The organism is Comamonas sp. (assembly GCF_036643215.1).
Taxonomy (GTDB): Bacteria; Pseudomonadota; Gammaproteobacteria; order Burkholderiales; family Burkholderiaceae_C; genus Comamonas.
In genome coordinates this window covers 51,174-70,042 of record NZ_JAVXSJ010000001.1, presented here as the reverse complement: position 1 = coordinate 70,042, position 18,869 = coordinate 51,174, and the positions used below count along the sequence as shown (strand labels likewise).

Annotated in this window: 14 protein-coding genes and 1 tRNA gene; 8 read left to right on the top strand and 7 right to left on the bottom strand. The window is 53.9% G+C overall.

The window, feature by feature from the left end; genetic code table 11:
• The first annotated feature begins 10 nt into the window (after positions 1–10).
• Genes RSF91_RS00285 through RSF91_RS00265 form a run of 5 tightly spaced genes read left to right on the top strand, consistent with a single transcriptional unit; the run spans position 11 to position 3,023 of the window.
• Complete coding sequence (locus RSF91_RS00285) at positions 11–718, top strand: hypothetical protein (RefSeq protein WP_332566540.1); 708 nt, start codon at positions 11–13, stop codon at positions 716–718.
• A gap of 31 nt (positions 719–749) precedes the next feature.
• Positions 750–1,205 (top strand): nuclear transport factor 2 family protein, encoded by a 456-nt coding sequence (locus RSF91_RS00280; protein ID WP_332566539.1) that lies wholly within the window; start codon positions 750–752, stop codon positions 1,203–1,205.
• Between the two features lie 18 nt (positions 1,206–1,223).
• Positions 1,224–1,703: an SRPBCC domain-containing protein gene (locus RSF91_RS00275; RefSeq protein WP_332566538.1), complete on the top strand. Its 480-nt coding sequence runs from the start codon at positions 1,224–1,226 to the stop codon at positions 1,701–1,703.
• Positions 1,704–1,745: 42 nt separating this feature from the next.
• Positions 1,746–2,540 (top strand): SDR family oxidoreductase, encoded by a 795-nt coding sequence (locus RSF91_RS00270; RefSeq protein WP_332566537.1) that lies wholly within the window; start codon positions 1,746–1,748, stop codon positions 2,538–2,540.
• A gap of 18 nt (positions 2,541–2,558) precedes the next feature.
• Complete coding sequence (locus tag RSF91_RS00265) at positions 2,559–3,023, top strand: nuclear transport factor 2 family protein (RefSeq protein WP_332566536.1); 465 nt, start codon at positions 2,559–2,561, stop codon at positions 3,021–3,023.
• 221 nt (positions 3,024–3,244) lie between these two features.
• Here RSF91_RS00265 and RSF91_RS00260 read toward each other — a convergent pair whose 3' ends face one another.
• Complete coding sequence (locus tag RSF91_RS00260) at positions 3,245–4,978, bottom strand: class I adenylate-forming enzyme family protein (protein WP_332566535.1); 1,734 nt, start codon at positions 4,976–4,978, stop codon at positions 3,245–3,247.
• 56 nt (positions 4,979–5,034) lie between these two features.
• Positions 5,035–6,483, bottom strand: a complete 1,449-nt coding sequence (locus RSF91_RS00255; protein WP_332566801.1) for an acyl-CoA carboxylase subunit beta — start codon at positions 6,481–6,483, stop codon at positions 5,035–5,037.
• 195 nt (positions 6,484–6,678) lie between these two features.
• Between RSF91_RS00255 and RSF91_RS00250 the strand changes: the two genes are divergently transcribed.
• Positions 6,679–7,302, top strand: coding sequence for a TetR/AcrR family transcriptional regulator (locus RSF91_RS00250; RefSeq protein ID WP_332566534.1), 624 nt, complete (start codon positions 6,679–6,681; stop codon positions 7,300–7,302).
• 339 nt (positions 7,303–7,641) lie between these two features.
• Here the strand turns inward: RSF91_RS00250 and RSF91_RS00245 are convergent.
• A tRNA-Pro gene (locus tag RSF91_RS00245) sits at positions 7,642–7,718 on the bottom strand.
• Between the two features lie 440 nt (positions 7,719–8,158).
• On the opposite strand from RSF91_RS00245, the gene RSF91_RS00240 reads away from it, so the two are divergent.
• Both RSF91_RS00240 and RSF91_RS00235 read left to right on the top strand, forming a co-directional pair.
• Complete coding sequence (locus tag RSF91_RS00240) at positions 8,159–9,553, top strand: tyrosine-type recombinase/integrase (protein ID WP_332566533.1); 1,395 nt, start codon at positions 8,159–8,161, stop codon at positions 9,551–9,553.
• A gap of 148 nt (positions 9,554–9,701) precedes the next feature.
• Positions 9,702–10,160, top strand: coding sequence for a helix-turn-helix transcriptional regulator (locus tag RSF91_RS00235; protein WP_332566532.1), 459 nt, complete (start codon positions 9,702–9,704; stop codon positions 10,158–10,160).
• Between the two features lie 127 nt (positions 10,161–10,287).
• Here the strand turns inward: RSF91_RS00235 and RSF91_RS00230 are convergent, their stop codons facing one another.
• From RSF91_RS00230 to RSF91_RS00215, 4 genes are all read right to left on the bottom strand, one after another.
• Complete coding sequence (locus tag RSF91_RS00230) at positions 10,288–13,500, bottom strand: type I restriction endonuclease subunit R (RefSeq protein WP_332566531.1); 3,213 nt, start codon at positions 13,498–13,500, stop codon at positions 10,288–10,290.
• 23 nt (positions 13,501–13,523) lie between these two features.
• Positions 13,524–14,828, bottom strand: coding sequence for an McrC family protein (locus RSF91_RS00225; RefSeq protein ID WP_332566530.1), 1,305 nt, complete (start codon positions 14,826–14,828; stop codon positions 13,524–13,526).
• Positions 14,825–17,191, bottom strand: coding sequence for an AAA family ATPase (locus tag RSF91_RS00220; RefSeq protein ID WP_332566529.1), 2,367 nt, complete (start codon positions 17,189–17,191; stop codon positions 14,825–14,827). The genes RSF91_RS00225 and RSF91_RS00220 overlap by 4 nt, the downstream gene beginning before the upstream one ends.
• Positions 17,192–17,382: 191 nt before the next feature.
• Positions 17,383–18,819 (bottom strand): PDDEXK-like family protein, encoded by a 1,437-nt coding sequence (locus tag RSF91_RS00215; RefSeq protein WP_332566528.1) that lies wholly within the window; start codon positions 18,817–18,819, stop codon positions 17,383–17,385.
• Positions 18,820–18,869: the final 50 nt, after the last annotated feature.

The following is an 18,869-nucleotide window of genomic DNA, read 5'->3' as shown; positions in this document are numbered from 1 at the left end:
GGAAAAAATCATGTTCAGTCTGTGGCGCCCCGAGCAGCAATCCGCAGAGCACTGGCGAGATGCCCTGATCGGACTTCAAGACATGCTAGAAGTCCTTGGCGCCCGGGAAATATGCGTGATGGTCGTCGACCAGGACGTGGAAAAAGCCTCCCCGCAGCGCATGACGGCTAGCATGCAGCCCCCGCATGGGATGCTCAGCATCAGGCTCGAAGGTGCTAGCGGACTGGACCCTGTACTGGGATTGCTTCAAAAGCATGTGGCTCGGTTGCACGCCTACCAAGTCAAAGAAAGCATGCCCTGCACGGAGAAGCGCATCGCGCGCAAAGCCCAGCTGGGCATCAAAACTCGTATCGGCGAGCGTGCGCCCGGTATGTGCCAGGTGTCCCTGTTCAAGTGCCCTCCCCGGCTGCAGCGCGAACAATGGAGCAGCTACTGGCGTGAACACGGATTCAATGCCTACATCCTTCAATCGATTTTTGACTGCCGGCAAAACACCGTCATCAATGCACTGACCTCGGGCGCCCCAGAGATTGATGCCATTGTCGAAGAGCACTACCCAGACGCGGCCATTGGCAATCCTGATGGCTTCTACGGCACCCAAGGGAATTCAGAGCTTCTCTATGCCCGCGAGCAGGCCACATCCGAGTCCGTATGCCGATTCATGGACTTTGGCAGCCTGGACTGCATTCTCACCAGCTTCTACCAAGTCAGCGCTTGAAACCCGCCCCACAACAACTGGAGACATACAAATGCTGGACCTCGAAGCCATAGAACTCATCAAACAACTGAAAGCGCGTTACTTCCGCTCCATTGATACCTGCGACCTCGAAACCTTGAAGTCAATACTGACCCCTGACATCAAGTTGGCCTTCAAAAGCCCTGCCTACGAATTTCATCTGGAAGGTCTGGACAAGGCACTGGACTTCTACAAAACCTCTTTCACCAAGACCCGTTTGGCCATGCACAACGGCCATACACCGGAAATCGAGGTCAACGGCCACGAAGCCAAGGGCTTCTGGTATCTGAACTACGTCTTCATCAACCTCGAAGAAAAGACCCATATGAATGGCGGAGCCATCTATGAGGACCGCTATATCAAGCGGGATGGACGCTGGTGGATTGCCCAGACGGGCTACAACACCTTGCTGGAAACCATTCAACCCTTGAGCGAACAGCTGCAGATCACCTCCAAGCCCATCAACTGATTCAGAAGGAACGTGCCAATGACCAAATCAGCCAATCTCGTCACCTCAATCACGGTAGAAATCAATGCGCCGGCCAGTCTGGTCTGGGAGGTTCTGACAGATCTGGACAACTACAAACACTGGAACAGCTTCTGCTTCAGTGCACGCTGCGGCATGCAAATCAACGACCTGGTTGAAATGCTGACTCGTCACCCCGACACGGGAGAGACCTGGCCCGTCAATGAATACCTGGTGGCCTGCGAGCCAGAGTTGCTGCTGTCCTGGGAGCAGCGCCCCGTTCCGGAAAACAAAGACGCAGCGCGCCGCGATCAGTACGTGGAGGCCCTTGATGCCAATCGCTGCACCTACTTCACCACGGACCAGTTTCTCGGCATCAACGCCGACACCATCATGGCCGAGCACGGTGCCTGGGTAAAAAAAGCTTTTGACCAGGTCGCCCGCGATCTCAAAAAGCGTGCCGAAGCACTGCAGGCCGAGCGCTCCGCGATGCACGCTTGAGCCCAGCGATCCAGAAACACAAAAAATCTTAAGGAGACATCTATGCTTTTGAAAGACAAGGTCATCATCATCTCAGGCATTGGCCCCGGAATGGGCATCAAATTGGCCTTGCGTGCCGCGGAATATCAAGCCAAGGCCGTGGTGCTGGCGGCACGCACCCAGTCCATGCTGGACGATACGGAGGCCGCAATCCGCGCCGCCGGGCATCAATGCGAAATTCTCAAAGTCGCCACCGATATCTCGAAACCCGAGCAGTGCCAAAAACTGGCCGAGCTGACGGTTGAGCAGTTTGGCCGTATCGACGCCCTGATCAACTCGGCTTACGCACACGGAACCTGGGGCTCTTCCAGCAATTCATCCATGGATGACTGGCGCAAAGTCATGGAGGTCAACCTCTACGGCTCCATGAACATGACCCAGGCAGTTGTGCCTCAGATGAAGAAGCAAAAAGACGGCAGCATTGTGATGATCAACACCATGGCAACTCGCCGTCCCAACCAGCTAGAGGCCGGTTATGCAGTCTCCAAGGGGGCCCTCAAGACCGCGGTGCAATATCTGGCCGAGGACCTGGGCCCATTCGGCATTCGGGTCAACAGCACCTACAACGGCTGGATGTGGGGTGCTCCTGTCAAAGGCTACTTCCAGGCAGAGGCCAAGCGTCAGAGCGTCCCCATGGAGTCACTCGTGGATGTCATCGCCAAGCAGATTCCATTGCGCAACGAGATCCCTGACGATGCTGATTGCGCATCTGCAGCACTGTATTTGGCCAGCGACTATGCGCGTGTCGTGACTGGTGCCCAGCTTGATGTCAGCGGTGGTCACTACCTGCCTCACTAAGTCTCAATGGAAAAAAACATGCAAACTCTTTTTGACATCGAAGAGATCAAACAACTCAAAGCACGTTACTTTCGAGGCATTGATACCTGCGAGCTGGAACTCCTGCAAACAGTTCTGAGCAATGACGTGCATATTCGCTTCGACAGCCCGACTTATCAGTACGAAATCAATGGCATCAACGAAGCCATGGACTTCTACCGCAATGCGTTCACTCATCGGCGCTTTGGCATGCATAACGGGCACACACCTGAGATCAAGGTAGAAGGCGACTCGGCCACTGGAATTTGGTACCTGAATGACTTGTTCATCAACCTGGACGAACAGACCATTCTGACCGGCAGTGCTCTGTACGAGGATTGCTATATCAAGGTCGCGGGGCAATGGCGAATTCAACGTACAGGCTACAAGAGGCTGCTTGAAATGATTGAACCTCTGAGCAATGGTTGCCGCATCACATCGCAACCTATTACGAAGATCTCCTAGGTGACACGTGGATTGCGGCCTTGGACTGCCCCAGGCAGGTAGACGAGCCCGTCTATCTTTTGCGCATAGGAGTCAGTCCAAGCCACTCCATGTCCCGCATTGGTAAGAGCAGCCTTTGAGCGTTAAAAACTCCAAGGTGGCTCTCAGCCTGAACCTGACTTCTTACGCTTTTAGTCATCGACGTCAGCAATCAGTTTGTCGACATCTCTGATATGGCAAGCCTAGCCATGCGCGGTATTCTGTAGTTTGAATTTCGCTTGCAATTCATGACGAAGAACCTTGCCACTGGCATTTCTGGGTAATTGCTCCATAAAAATGAAGCTCTGAGGAATTTTGTATGCCGCCAGCTTTTGAGCCAGGTAAGCCATGAGCAGTTGGTCGGTAATGGTGACCTTGCTACGAGGCACAATTGCCAGGACAAGCTTTTCGCCGAGTCTTTCATCCGGTACGCTGAATGCGGCGGCATCTTCAACATCGGTAAGTTCCGCCAGCGCGGATTCAACTTCAGAGCAAGAAATGTTCTCGCCCCCGGAAATCACGATGTTCTTCTTGCGGTCTACCACATGCAAGTAGCCACGTTCATCCAGACGTCCGATATCACCGCTCTTCAGCCACCCATCCTGCAGCATCTCCGAGGTTGCCTTAACCCTGCCACAGTATTCTGTCATCAGCATTGTGCCAGCGATCAGAATCTCTCCTTCCTGATTTTGCGCGACTTGCTCGCCTCGCTCATCCACAATCTTGATATCCACGGAAGGCAGCACTTGTCCCGCTGCAGTGAGGCGACTGGCGAGCTCTTCGCCTCCAATGGCGCAGATCGTTCCGCCACATTCCGTCATGCCGTAGCCGATGCCAAGCACCGCATCCGGGAACGCACTGGCGATATCTTTCAATAGGCTGGGCGCAAAAACCTGACCGCCGGCGCCAATCGACAAGAGAGATTGAAGCCTGCGACCACCACGCTCCGTGCGCAGTAAGTCCCAGTACATAGCGGGAGCTCCTGCGAAGGCAGATACTTGCTCCTGCTCAATCAGCCCCAGGGCTTTTTCCGCATCCCATTTGGAAAGCAAGACCACCTTTGCTCCACGCATCAGACCCGACAGAAAAACAGCGTAGCAGCCGCTGACATGAAATAGCGGAAAGGCTAGCAAGGACGCAGCCTGTTTTTCAGCAGCATTGGCAAAAATACCGGCGCCACGTTTGGCAACAATATGCTCCGCTACCAAGGCACCTGAAAGCTGAATGTGCATGAGCGCCGTCATTACGGCCCGCTGGTCAAACAACGCCGCTTTGGAAGGCCCGGTAGTTCCGGAAGTGAACATGATGAGTGCTTCATCCTCCGGGCGCATGGATACCGGCGCAAGAGTGGCTGATTCCCAGCCCTGAATTACCTCAGCAAAAGGTGTCCAGTTGCCCTCATCCAGAACGGACTTATCTCGAGCTTCACTCAACACAATCATGTGACGGCCACGGGCTGACTCTGAAAGTTGCAGTGCTCTTCGTTCGTCAGCCAAAATCATTACGGCCTGAGTGTCCTCCAGCGCTTGTGCCAGCTCAGGCACTGAGCCCCGACTGTTGACCAGCACAGCGGTTGCCCCCATCGCTGTGATGGCGATAAACGAGACCATCCATTCGGGTCGATTGCTCATGACAATTGCAATTCGCTGCCCTTGCAAAGGCTGTGCACCACCCAGTCGTTTGAGAAATGCTCCCAGGGCGGCTGCCTTGCTAAAGACTTCGGCGTAGCTCATCTGCGCGGTCTCGCTCACAATCATGGTGCGCGGCCCAAACGGTAATGCCATGCGATAGATGTCTGCGAAGCTCTGTGGAGCATTGCAGAAAACGCGCCGTGCAAAACCCCGAATGCTCTGCGCCTGCATCTCAAACGGTGCGCCTGCTGCAGTCAGCGTAGTCAATAGTGCGTTAGTGCTGTTGTGACTGGAAATATCTTCCATTGGAATCTCGCCTCTCGTGCTTTGAGTCAATGTGATTGCTGATTTCGACACTGCATTCAAGGTGTGATGCCCGACACCAAGCGCGGCTCGCAGACGCCGCTTTGGCGGCCAGCGCTGAGCTTCAGACCGCGCATCAACGCATTGCGCAAATCACGGGGATCAATGATGTCGTCATAGACCATTCGGTCCGCGATCTGGTAGGAACCACCGACTTGTTCGGCCTCAATTCTTGCGCGTGTTGCTTCGTCAAGCTTTGCTGAATCCGCGCCGCTGGCAACGGGAGACGACCCCAAAGTCACGGCCGGAAATGCAAGGCTCAAGGTCTGTCCATCGAATGGATTCATTGCCATGATGGAGGAGCCAAAACCGAATGCTTTGCGCAAGGTGACATGCAGTTTGGGCACTTTCAGGCGGCGCTGCGCCACAAACATGCGGGCGGCATGACGCAGTGCGCCAGACTGTTCGGCCCTTGTTCCGCCCATCACGCCAGGGTTGTCGGCCAGAAAAATCACCGGCAAATGGAAAGCTCCAGCGACATCCATAAAGTGCGTGGCCTTGTCCGCACCGTCCGCATCGATCGTCCCGGCCATCACACTGGGATCGTTGGCGATGATGGCCACGCTATGCCCACCCAGTCGCGCTAGCGCCACGACAACAGAGGCCCCAAATTTGGGCTGGATCTCCAGCAGGCTGCCTTCGTCCACCAACAGCTCAAGCACCTTGCGCATGCGATAGGGTCTGCGAGAGTTGGGACTGATCAGGTCAAGGATGGCGTCCAGGCTGCGCTCCTCGACATCACCATGTGTTTTTTTCGCTGGGCGCTCCCATGCATTGAGGGGAAAGTAAGAGAGGTATTTCCGTGCCAGATCAATCGCTGCTTCGTCATCCACGCAAAGGTTGTGAGCCACTCCCGAAACCGCTACATGTACCTGCGGGCCGCCCAGCTGCTCCTTGGTGACGATTTCGCCTGTGGCTGCTTTGACCAGCGGAGGACCTGCCGCAAACATGGATGCAGCTTCTGTCATCACCACAAAATCTGACATGGGAGCCGTCAATGCGCCATGCCCCGCTGCTGCCCCCATCACCAGACAGACAATCGGCACTTGACCAGATAAATCGGCCAATCCTTGAAGGTCGTTGGGACGTCGGCCAGCGTGGGAATTGGTCAGTCGATGACCAGCACCTTCGAGCATGAAGATAAGTGGCACGCGCTCCTGCGATGCCAATTGCGTCAGGCGATAGCGCTTGTCTGCAGCGCCGTCGCCAATCGATCCTCCCAAGACCGTGAAGTCTTCGGCCGCAGCCAGTGCAGGTCGGCCATCAATTTCGCCAAATCCAGCTACCAGTGCATCGGCAGGTACGGAAGCATTTCCATCTGCTCCGACCCCACCCACAAACGCCCCCAGCTCCACAAAGGTTCCAGCATCGAAAAGCTGCGTCAACCTTTGCCGGGCGTCCTGTTTTCCGCTGTTGCGATGACGTTGGACCTTCTCGCTCCCACCCATCGCCTGAGCAGCTGTACGACGTTGCTGAAGGGTTTGAAGGATGGCTGCCCACTCTTGATTCTCTGTACTCACTCGAACGTCTCCGTAGTTTTGTTGGCTGCGTGACGTGTCCCCATTAGGGATTAACTGTTTATCGCAGCAAGTGTAGTCAATGACTACACTTGCTTTTTATACAATGCACCAGATCGAGTCAAGATGGGTTTCAAGGAGATGGCATTGAATGTTTTGGAAGATGGCTCTGACACAGCGGCGACGAAAACCAAACCCCTTGGGGGCATTGAAGTGCGCCAATCCATCTTGGATGCGGCAGTAAAACTCATGAGCGAGCGAGGCACTACCGATATCGCTTTGCGCGAAATTGCCCGAGAAGCCAATGTCAATCACGGCCTCGTTCATCGTCACTTCGGTACCCGCCACGATGTTCTGATTGCTGCACTGAAACGACATTCGGCAAGCGGTGCTGAATTTCTGCAAGATGTCTCAGACATAGACACCGCCATCGACAAGCTCTGGACACACCCCAACATGGCCGAAAGCTCAAAGTTGATGGCCAGTGCGCTTCTCGGGGGGGTACCTCCCGAATCAATCGCAGAAGGTCATGCGCTACGCAGACTAGAACAGTTGCTGACGAGCAGCGGCAATACTGCCGCCGGAACCAATTCAACAGCCATCGCTGTCACGCTGTCTTGCCTCATCCTGGGCTGGGGAATATTCGGCAATTACCTCACTGCAGTTGCCAAAGATACGGAGCCAGAACAATTGCGCTCCGATGTGCTGAACATCCTGCAGTCACTTGCACATTACAAACAAGATTCGTGAACTAGAGCGGGTCCCGGCCGTTTGAACAACTCAACCCCGTGGCCATCTGTTCGTTGGGATGTCTGTGGTGATAGGCCAAGAGTGATCGCAGACCATCGCAGCCGCCATCCCCCAGCTGTTGATGATGGGGCCTAGTTTGACTGGCTCGGTGTGCGACACAGGCACGAGTCATTCGCACAAAATTTCGTGTTTAGCTTCTTGCACAGAAAGCCGGAGCCACCGCCAGCAGTCGTACACCGCTTCTTCGACTGTTACCCCAAAAATTACCCTGATTTTTGGGACGTACGTCACAATAGAAAAAGGACTCCTAACTTCATAGCTAGGAGTCCTTATCTAGTTTGGTCGGAATGGCGGGATTCGAACTCGCGACCCCTTGCACCCCATGCAAGTGCGCTACCAGGCTGCGCTACATTCCGTGTTGCTGTCAATTGTAGCCGAAAATTTCAGCATTCTGACCAAGAAGCGTGACTTCAGATGGTCTACACCTCAAACAGGATCAAGCTTGAGTGCTGCACGTTTCATAGCAGCTACATATTCAGAGATGAATTTCAACGCTGGAATTGAAAAACGGGTCCTGATTTTCATCAAGCCCCGTTTTCAAATTGGTCGGAATGGCGGGATTCGAACTCGCGACCCCTTGCACCCCATTTAAGAGGCTGCAAATCCAAAACCTCAAATGAAATTGGAATTTTTTTCAACTAACTTATTGAAATTAAATGAGAAATTAAAATTTCACGTTGTTCGCCAAAGTTCGAGATGTGTTGCCAAAGTACATCAAATTACTTTTTAACAGTTACCCTACTGTTACCCCAATTTCAACACTGGACTTATCATGACTCCATCTCAGGAGACTCGTATGAGCCAGCTTCAAGTCAAAGATCTCAAGAACCTAACACTTCAAGATGTCGGGCGTACTCTGTCGGACGGTCAGTCGGTACAGGGGCAAATCAGAGCAACCAAAAAAGGGCTTTCCAATTCATCTGGCTTGCCCGCTTTGAGCGTTGACTTCAGACTTATCTATCGTTTTGCAGCTAAGCAACACAAGCTCTATTTGGGATCCTGGCCTAAATCGTCTCTGACAGAGATACGGGCTCAGCGTGACTTCTACAAAGGTATGTTGGCGAATGGAATTGATCCCATCGCGGAAATTGCTAGGCAGCAAGAAATACGTAGCCTTGACCATGAGATTGAACATCTGCGCCAAAGTGCAGAACGGCAAGAGCAGCAGGAATTAGCAAACAACAGACTTCTCGAAATTCAACAACGACGAGAACGCCAGACCTACCGCCAATTTTTTGAACAGGACTTCTTCCCCAATACCCTCAAGCTCGGGCGTGCCGACGGTGGCGATGAAGTCATACGCTCATTCGAGAAAGATGTTTTCCCGATCATTGGGGATATTGCTCTGGAAGATGTCTGCAAAGAGCACTTGAAGCTGATTTTGGACACCATCGGTCAGCGGGCTACCAAATCTCAGAATATGGTCCGCACGAAGAAAAAGGTGCTTTCCGACGTTCGTCAAAGCCTAAGCTACGCGTTTGAAAACGACCTGATTCCAGGAGATCCCAGTCAAAAGATTTCCAAAAAGAGCCTTGGCAAAGACAAGATGGGAGATCGAGTGCTTAGCGAGTATGAGATCGCTGAGCTCATGCAAAAGCTGCCAAACTGTGATCTGTCTCTGAGCTACCAACTGGCTTTACTTATCACGCTGGCCACTGGCGTCCGGGTAGCCGATGAACTGCTCACCGCTCGGTGGACACAAGTGGACTTCACCGCTCGCATCTTCTATGTGCAAGATCCAAAAAATGGTGTGAACCATCAGATTCACCTCTCAGACTATGTCTGGAAAAAATTCCAAGCGTTGCATACGATCTCTGGTCACACTGAATGGATCTTTCCAAGCCAACGCAACCTCGACAAGCACATCAACATCAAGGATCTGGCCAAAAAAGTCGCAGACCGTCAACGCGGAGCCGAGCCAGCACTTCAGGGGCGAACGCAAGCTCATAAAAATTCACTGGAATTACCTCTGGGCAAATGGAGGCCACATGATCTGCGCCGAACCATGTCAACCACCATGGTTGAGCTGGATATAACGCCGGATATTGCAGATAAATGCCTGAATCACTTAGAAAGCGATTCAAATCGAAGAACCTACATTCTTGCCAAAAACAAGAAGGCAATGAAGGCCGCTTGGGATCTTATTGGCTCACATCTTCAATCCATTGAATCCAGGATCAATGCCAAATAATTTTCAACAATAAAGCAAGCCAAGACTCACCCATAACCACAATTATATTTGAAATATTCTTTCGCCAACTTCATACTAATCTGTTGCTTTCCTGTCACAGAATTTTTGTATTAGCATTCGGCAATGTTCTTTTCGGGAAAAGATGCAAATGCAAAAAATTGAGTTGCTTCTGAATAATTCTTTATTCTCACAGCCTCCCATTGAATCCATTGGCTTGGGATTGCAAATCAGTGACCGGCTCATTGACATCAATGAGGTCATGCGTATCTTTTCCATCAAGCGGACAACGCTCTACAAAGGCATTAAAAATAAAGTCTTCCCTGAGCCGATTAGATTTAGCAAGAGAATGGTGCGCTGGCGATTAAGCGATGTAATGGCTGTGGTAGGGCAATCCAAGCCATTTATTCCCAACATGCCTGCTGCCAATGATATTGTTCCCATTACCCATTTAAAATCCACCACCCCAGAAGTAACCGAACCCCCTCCATCACTTAAGTTGAAGAAACTGGAGGATCGCAAGCGAGAGCTTCTCGCTAATGCGAATTCTTTGAAATCACGCGCTCAATTGCCAGTGAAACGTCGATACTCCGGAATTCAAAAGCCATAGACTCTTCGATGGAAAATGTTCTTTATTGCAAGAAAACATTTCGAATAAGCAGAATGGCAGGTGTTGTACTTTGGTCTTTAATCTGCCCCGCATATCTCCAGCAAAGCCCTTTGAGTGCAAATCAAAATTAGGCCCAGCTTTCTCCCAATGCCTTGGCCTGCTCCAGCACCAGCTCTACAGCATTCTCTGCCAAGTCAGGCGGGTACTTGTACTTCTTCAGCACGCGCTTGACCATCAAGCGCAATCGGGCACGCACGCTCTCCCGCTCGGCCCAGTCCACGGTCACGTTCTTACGCAGGTTATCCGTCAGCTCCTGTGCAATTTTCTTGAGAATCTCATCCTTGAGTTCCCGCACTGCCGATTCGTTCTCAATCAGCGCCTCATAGAACTTAACCTCATCTTCGCTCAGGCCCAGTAACTCGCCACGCTGGGCGGCTGCGCGGAATTTCTTGGCCATCTCGACCAGCTCTTCCATCACCTGTGCCGCTTCAATGCTGCGGTTTTGGTAACGGGTCACCACATTGCTCAGCAGCTCAGAGAACTTCTTCTGCTGCACCACATTGGTAGCAAAGCGCGATTTAATCTCACCCTCTAAGAGACGCTCCAGCAACTCAACCGCCAGGTTGCGCTGCGGCAGGTTCTTGACCTGGGCCAAGAAGTCATCGTCCAACAAGCCAATATTGGGCTTGTCCAAGCCCACGGCAGAGAAGATATCCACCACCTGCTCACTGACCAAGGCTTTGTTGATGATTTGGCGCACCGCTGCATCCTTGGCCTGATCGTCCTGCTTCTTCTTGCTGATATCTCGCTTGGTCAGCAGCACCTTCACTGCCTGCATGAAGGCAACTTCATCACGCAAGGCCTTGGCTTCATCCAAGGTGCAGCACAGGCTGAATGCCTGCCCCAGTGCCAGTGCGTTATCAGCAAAGCGTTTCTTACCATCCCGCTCTTCACCTGGTCTGGAAGGCGGCAGCCCCAGCACATGGTCACCAGCGCCAGCCAGTGTCTTGTGCCCACCCGTGCGGAAGTTGCTCCAGTCATAGCCATGCAACAAGGCTTTGAGCACATCCAGCTTCTCCAGCATCACCGCCAGCGCTTCGTGGGCATCCACGGTGGGCTTGCCTCGTCCCTTGCTGGCTGTGTACTCCTTCATGGCGGCTTTCAGCTCATTGCCAATGCCCAGATAGTCCACCACCAAACCGCCTTGCTTGCCCTTGAACACGCGATTCACCCGTGCAATGGCCTGCATCAGGTTATGCCCCTTCATGGGCTTGTCGATGTACATGGTGTGTACGCAGGGCGCATCAAAGCCCGTCAACCACATGTCGCGCACGATAACCAGCTTGAGAGGATCTGCCGGGTCTTTAAAGCGTTTCTCCAGTCGCTTCTTAATGGCGTTGCCGTAAATGTGGGGACGCAGCAAGGCTTTGTCGCTGGCGCTGCCCGTCATCACAATCTTGATGGCTCCATCCTCCGGGTCATCGCTGTGCCAGTCGGGGCGCAGTTTGATGATGGCGTCGTACAGGTGCACGCAAATGTCACGGCTCATGCCCACCACCATCGCTTTTCCGGGGCTGGCTGCGTCTCGCGCCTCGAAGTGCTCCACCAAATCCTGTGCAACACTGTCAATGCGCGACGGTGTACCAACCACCTTCTCCAGGGCCGTCCATTTGCTTTTGGCCTGGGCCTGCTGGTCTTCTTCCTCATCCTCCGTCAGCTCATCGACCTCGTCATCCAGCAGCGGCAGCAGCTCTTCATTGAGTTTGAGCTTGGCCAAACGGCTTTCGTAGTAGATGGGCACAGTGGCCCCATCTTCCTTGGCCTGCTGCATGTCATAGATGTGGATGTGCTCGCCAAACACCGCCTCGGTGTTCTTGTCGCTGCTACTCACAGGTGTGCCCGTAAACGCCACAAACGTGGCCTGCGGCAATGCATCGCGCAAGTGCTGGGCATAGCCTGCCTGATACGTCAGCACTTCATTGTCAGTCGGAGCAAACTCGGCTTGCTGCGCCACAGGCTTGCCATCAGTGGTCAGTGGGGCAGCGCTGCCAGCCACGGGGTATTTGAGCTTGCGCACCTTGAGCTTGGCCGCAAAGCCGTATTGGGTGCGGTGGGCCTCATCAGCCAGCACAACGATATTGCTGCGCTCCGACAGGATGGGGAAGGTGTCCTCATCCTCACCCGGCATGAACTTCTGAATGGTGGCAAACACAATGCCGCCCGAAGGCCGGTTTTCCAGCAACTGGCGCAACTGCTGGCGCGTATGGGCTTGCACGGGCTGCTCTCGCAGCAGGTCTTGGGCCAGGCTGAACACGCCAAACAACTGGCCGTCCAAATCATTGCGGTCGGTGATGACCACAATCGTCGGGTTCTGCAACTTAGGTTCTTGCAACACACGCGCCGCAAAGCAGGTCATGGTGATGCTCTTGCCTGACCCCTGTGTGTGCCACACCACCCCGCCCTTGCCGCGCACCGTGGCTGCTGCCCCCTTGTCTGCGGCCTGCAGCACGCGGGCAATGGCCGCACGGACTGCGTGGTACTGGTGGTAGCCCGCCACCTTTTTAATCAGCCTGCCGTCATCCTCAAACAGTACGCAATAGCGCAGGTAGTCCAGAAAAATCTCAGGTGCCAACACGCCCCGCACCAGAGTCTCCAGCTCGCTGAACTGACCCAGAGGGTCAATCTCCACACCGTCAATCGTGCGCCACTGCATATAGCGCTCCCGGTCGGCTGAGAGCGACCCCATACGCGCCTCGGTGCCATCGGCAATCACCAGCAGCTCATTGGTGCGAAATAGCTCAGGGATTTGCTCTTTGTACGTCTCTATCTGGTCATAGGCCATCCAGATATCCGCATTCATATCAGCGGGGTTCTTCAGCTCCAGCACCACCAGCGGCATGCCATTGATGAACAGCACCACATCCGGCCTGCGCGTGTGGCGCTGCCCTTTGATGCTGAACTGGTTCACCGCCCAGAACTGGTTATTGGGCACATTGCCCCAGTCCACCAGCTTGGCAAAGTCGCCCCGGGTCTCGCCGTCCACCTGATAGCTCACTGGCACGCCATTGACCAACAGCTTGTGAAATGCACGGTTGGAAGGCAACAAGGCTGGCACGCCCAAATCCAGCACCTGCGCCAGCGCATCCTCACGCGCAGCCTGAGGCATTTTGGGGTTCAGGCGCTGCAAAGCTTCGCGCAGGTTGTCTTGCAGCACCACCTGCTGGTAGTTGCTGCGCAGCGGGGTGTCGCCATCGGGGGCAATGTCCAGGCCATAGCGAATGGTGTAGCCCACCTCCTCCAGCCAGCCCAGTGTTTCTTGCTCTAATTGGTCTTCGGTCATTGCCTCTTTACTCCCCCAATCACTCAACTTGCGATCTTTGACGTATATGACTGCACAAACCCAGCAGGCTGCGCCAGCAACAGCTCTTCTTGGTCTAGGTCAAATGGAACCACATGCAGTTGCAGCTCTCCAGGTAAGGTGAATTCTGCAAGTGCAGCCTGGAAGTTCTGCCAACGCGGATACACCAGATACATCACCCCTTTGCCGCGCATGTAGGTCGTCCCGTAGGCCAGCATTTGGTACATATCACTTGGCGCTATACCGTATTTGCTCTTTCCATCGGATTGCGATTGTTCAAGCCGCTTCCATTTAGTGTCCAGCACAGCCACGGCACAGCCTTGGCTATCTCGCACGACTAAATCAGGCTCTAATTGAAACATTCGCTTTCCGCAGTGCATCGCTAGGAAGTGCTGGCGCTGCTGGGCATGAAGCGCATAGCCTTTTGCCATCTGCTTGTGCAGCGCGCGCGTCACAAAGCTTTCAAATAATTTTTCCATCGGAAAGAGCAAGCTCACGCCCAGCGAATCTCCCTTCAAAGCCAACGGCATGCTCTCGCCCAACACCAACTCACACCAGGGCTTGATAGCCTGATAACGCGCCATTAAGCGACCTGTACCCCAAGCCCGCCAATCTTGCTCCGGCAGCCGGCTTGGCGGAATTTCGTTCAACCGGTGGCTTAGTTCATTGGCCAGCCGCCAAGTGACAGGCTGAGCCGTCGCCTTGCGCACCCGCTCCAAGGCCAAACGCAGCAGCCGATTGGCTGCTTGGTCAGGGGAAAAAACGTCATGCCGTACATGGAAAAGGTGCGCTTTTGTCACGGGTTGACGCATTTGCGCCAGCGTATTGAGTTGCCCCCGTAAAAATGGCAACTCCTCATCCAGCCGCACATAGTCTGAACGCAGACCTTGCTGCAGCAATTGCTGCAAATGCTCCACAAACTGAGCCATCACCCACTCAGTCAGTGGTACGTTGAAACGCTCCAGGGCTGCGGTAGATGTTTCCTTGCCTGGTAAATCCAACAGCGCAGCCACCATCTTGCACAGCAGCTTGCGGCTACTGTGCACATCACTGGCATCAGAAAAAGTCTTGGGTAACACCTCTAAAGTGGTGCCGCAAGGAGTTTGCACTACGCCAACCAGGCTATTGAGCCTGAGCCAAGACTGCCCCTCAATCTCCAACAACCTGGCACCGCCTTTGCTCAACCTTCCCTGCAGCTTGCAAAGCCAGGCAAAAGCCGATACGGACACCTGGTGAGTGTCCAGCGACGGAGTGCAACTGGCCGTGGTGAGCTTGGCGTACTCACGCACGGTGATGGTGGTTGAACTCAATTGTCGCTACCCACCAGCGCTACAGCCTCTTGAAGCACTTGAGCGGCTTCTGCGTCAGTAGCTGCCGCGCGCACCTTAATCACCTGGGCATAGCTTTCTAAAGACTCAAAAGCCAATGGATTGATGCACCAGCGTTTATCCACGGCTTGCACACCATCGTTCGTGCCGAATAGCTCGTCTAGACTCTTGCCATGCCTTTGCACAAAGGCATTCGCTTCAGGCTTGCGATGGTCATTCAGCACCCAAGCAATTCTCTCCCAGTCATCAAAGAAATACTCTTGCAGCAAGGGCAGGACCCGGTTTCTGAAAATCTGCGCCAGCACCTCTCGCGTTGAAGCCTCTCTCAAAGGCATGAAGTACGCGTGCCCCAACTGATGCTCGCGGTCAAGCAATGCCTCGATGCGCTCGTTCATCACCGTCAGTAATTGCTCCACATCCACGCTCACGTTCCCTTCTTGCACCACGACTGTATGCAAAGTGCTGGGGTCAGGCATGAGCTCTTCAAAGTCGAAGCGGCGGCGCAGAGCTACATCCAAGCCAGCCAAAGAGCGGTCGGTGGTGTTCATAGTGCCAATGATGTAGACATTGCTAGGCACGGAAAACTTGGTTTTCGAATACGGCAAAGTGACCGACAAAGCCTCTGGCGCACCGGCGCGCTTGGATGATTCCAGCAAAGTAATCAGCTCGCCAAAAATGCGCGACACATTGCCTCGGTTGATCTCGTCAATCACCAGCACGCGCGCATCGTTTGTATGCGTTGAGGCTGGCGCGCTCCCAGGCTGCACGGCCAGTTGAGCCATGGCTGCAAGCACGTTCTCGTAGCCGTTAATCAAGAACTTCTCAAGAGGAGCATCAGGCACGATATCAAACACCCGCTTTTGGCGAATGTCATCGACTGTCAGTTGACCACTACGCACATAGCCAATCAATGTCTCTATGGGATTGCGCGGCAAATGCAACACCTTGTCCGCATCGCGTGGCTTGCTCAATTCAATCAAGTCATCGCTAATGCGCAGAACCTTATAGCCTGTGCCGATTGTTTGGCCCACATAGAACGGGAAGGCGGAATCTGCCGCAGAGACTGCACCCAGCAAATGCTGCAATTTCTCGCGCACCAGGTTGGGGGCATTCAACGCATATAGCGTCACCTGGCTAAAAGCTCGCTCTAGCAACTCAGAGCAAGGCAGCGATGGACTATATTGACGCAACCACCGCACTTGACGGCGCTGTGCATAGCCGTCATCGTGAACCTCATGCACCCCGGCATATTCGTAATCACTGGTGACCTCGCCAATCGCGCGGAATTTGTAATTGCCGTCACTCACGACAATTAAATCCCCCACCTTCATCTTCACAACAAAGGCTGCCACGCTCGTGACCGCATAGTCGCCGCTGGCCACATCAACGCCTGCCTGCTTATATTTGGCAAGCACGTCTTGTCGGCTCTTGCTTCCGCTGAAATCAATATCACCGCCATAGCCCAGCAAGACATAGCCGCCTTGTAGACACTCGTCATAAATTCCAGCATCCGCACCCTGTGTATTGCCTAAAGACATCTTCCACACCTGGCGCTGCCCAAGATCTATAGCGGCAACCACAGGAGCTACGGTGGTCGCTGCGGCTACTTCGCACAGCGACTTAAACACCCCATCCACCACTTGGTAGCTCAGTTGTTTAGTTTCCTCATCACTGATGGCCCGAATCCCCTCCACAAAATCTTCGTAGCTAAAGCTTTGGTGAAAAGTCGTGAACTGAACCCTGCCTTGTGCGTGTAGCGCGTCAAAGCGCTGCTTCATCTGCTCTCGAAGTTCCTTGGCGGGCAGGCCTTGCCTGTGCAAATCCTCTAGCCAATGGGGTTCCAAAATTTCCAGTGCCTTTCTCACAGTCGCATAGGTCTTACCTGTACCGGGCGGGCCAAACAAGATTTGATTGAGTGCAACTGCTGCTGTTTTTTTCTGTTTTTTTTGAGGTTGCACCGTCATTGGCTCCGTCTGGGCCTTAGCGGTCGCCATAGATCCGCTGGAGGCTGCTGGTTGAAAAGAGAGTTGATATATTTTGTCGCCGGTCTTGGTAATAAGCGCCTTATCACCATCTTTTAATCCAGAGCGTGCAAACAGGCCATTAAAACGCGCTTGAATCCGCTTTCGATTGGCAAGAATAACGGACTGTATGGACTTGCCATTGGGTAAATCCAACGTAAATTGATCTTCGGATGGCGTGCTTTCGTCTACAGCAATACAGCTACCGGGAAATAGGGTCTGTTCACTGGGGATTTTGATATAGCCATTGCGCACAGCTCCATCGCTCAAAATGACCTCTAACCGGCTGTCTGGCTTATCGCTAACCAACTCGCTACTACTCATCATTATTTTCTCAAGAACTAGAACTACAACAATAGCTCACTCAAAAGGCGGTCCCCAGCGCTGTCACCCACTGCACCCTCTCTAGCGCCGAGCCATTTTCTGCGACAAGACCCGCTAAGCAGGACGACGTAAAGCCGCAATGGAGTTGCAATTCAAGTCGCGCTCCAACTCCAACCGCTAATCGCAGCCATTTATTGCACCTGCGCTAAAGCCGCGGCCAGCTCAGCGTGGCGCTGCAAGACGAGCGACACAAAATCCCCGTCGCCTTGCTCGCGCTCCATGGAAAGCCATGGGTGCACAATTTCCTCTGGACTATCGTCTGCACAGCCCTCCGGGGTAAAAACTGGGTCCGTACTGAAAAAAGACCACAGCGGCCAGCCAGCCTCTACATCCTCAGCCTTAGGCAAAGCCACCTGTGCTTTCTGCAAAGCCGCTGTCAATGCTTTGCCCAGCTCTTCAGATTGCTCCAAGTCCAGATCCGTTCCATACACACCCCAGTAAAAGTCGACAGCATTAGCAAAGCCGTCGTACCACTCCATACGCATCACCACATCGCGGCGGCCGGGGAATGACAGCGTGAAATACGCCTGCCTTTTTCGGGGATTATCTGGAGTGACTTTCCAGTTCAGCTCCATATTCGGCGTGCAACGCGCTTTCAGTTGCTGCTCCAACTTTTTGAGCTGATTGCCTTGCCACTGCGCCAAGGTATCGCGTAGCAAAAATGCGTTATGCAAGGCTTGCCTACTCTGGCTAAAAGCTTTGGCGTTGTGTTCCATCTCTGCGCTGTCTGTGTAGTTCAACAAGTCTCTCTCCATCATCTGAACCAAGTCCTCCACAAACCAGCGCACCTTCGGTGCCTGAATGAGGGGAAGGCACTGCTTGAGCGCCTCTAGCAGTTGCCCCCAACTGACACAAACAAAGTGACCGTTGTGTGCCAGCTTCTGGCGAAGCTCGGGGCGCAAGCTTTGGCTGGATGGAGCACCGTGGCCCAAATACACCAAGGTCCAATCGCACTTCTTGCGCGCCGCCAGCAAAGCCAAATGTGCTGCGTAGTCGTCAAGCTGGCCAAGCTCATCCACCGACTCACGCCAGGGCTTGTTCTCAATCGCAAGCAACCCGCCACGCACATGCACGCACAAGTCAATGGCTCGGCGGTTTTTGCCTTTCAACTCCGTGGTGCGGTGTTCTCTATCGACTTGCAGCACCTGTGTGCGTTGCAGCCACTGGCTCACGGCTGGCGCAGGTTGGGGCGCTGCAGCTTGCGCTGGCCCGTGCGGATCTTGAGACAAGGTGTCGTGAGGCTCTGGCGATTCGTCATCAACAGACGCATCGGTACAGCCCGCTTGCTGCGCCAGCAGCACCTGCTTGACCCAGGCATCCCAAAACAAACGGCCTTGGCCGTGCGTGCCCTCAGGGTCTAGCAGCAGTGCCAAGTGGCGCGACACATCGACCTCATGACTGCGGTACACCGAATAAGGTGAAAAGTGCGGGGCCAATTGCGCCGCCATCAATTGCTGAGCCTGCTGCCAGCCGCTTTGCCGAGCTTGCAAGTTCTCTAGCAGGGCTTGCAACGACTGCAGCGTCTGGGCACCGGGCCGTGTGGCTGCTTCACTGGGTGTCGTGCTCATGAATCTCTCCCTCAATCAAGCCGCGTTGTACGCGGCATTGAGTTGTCATT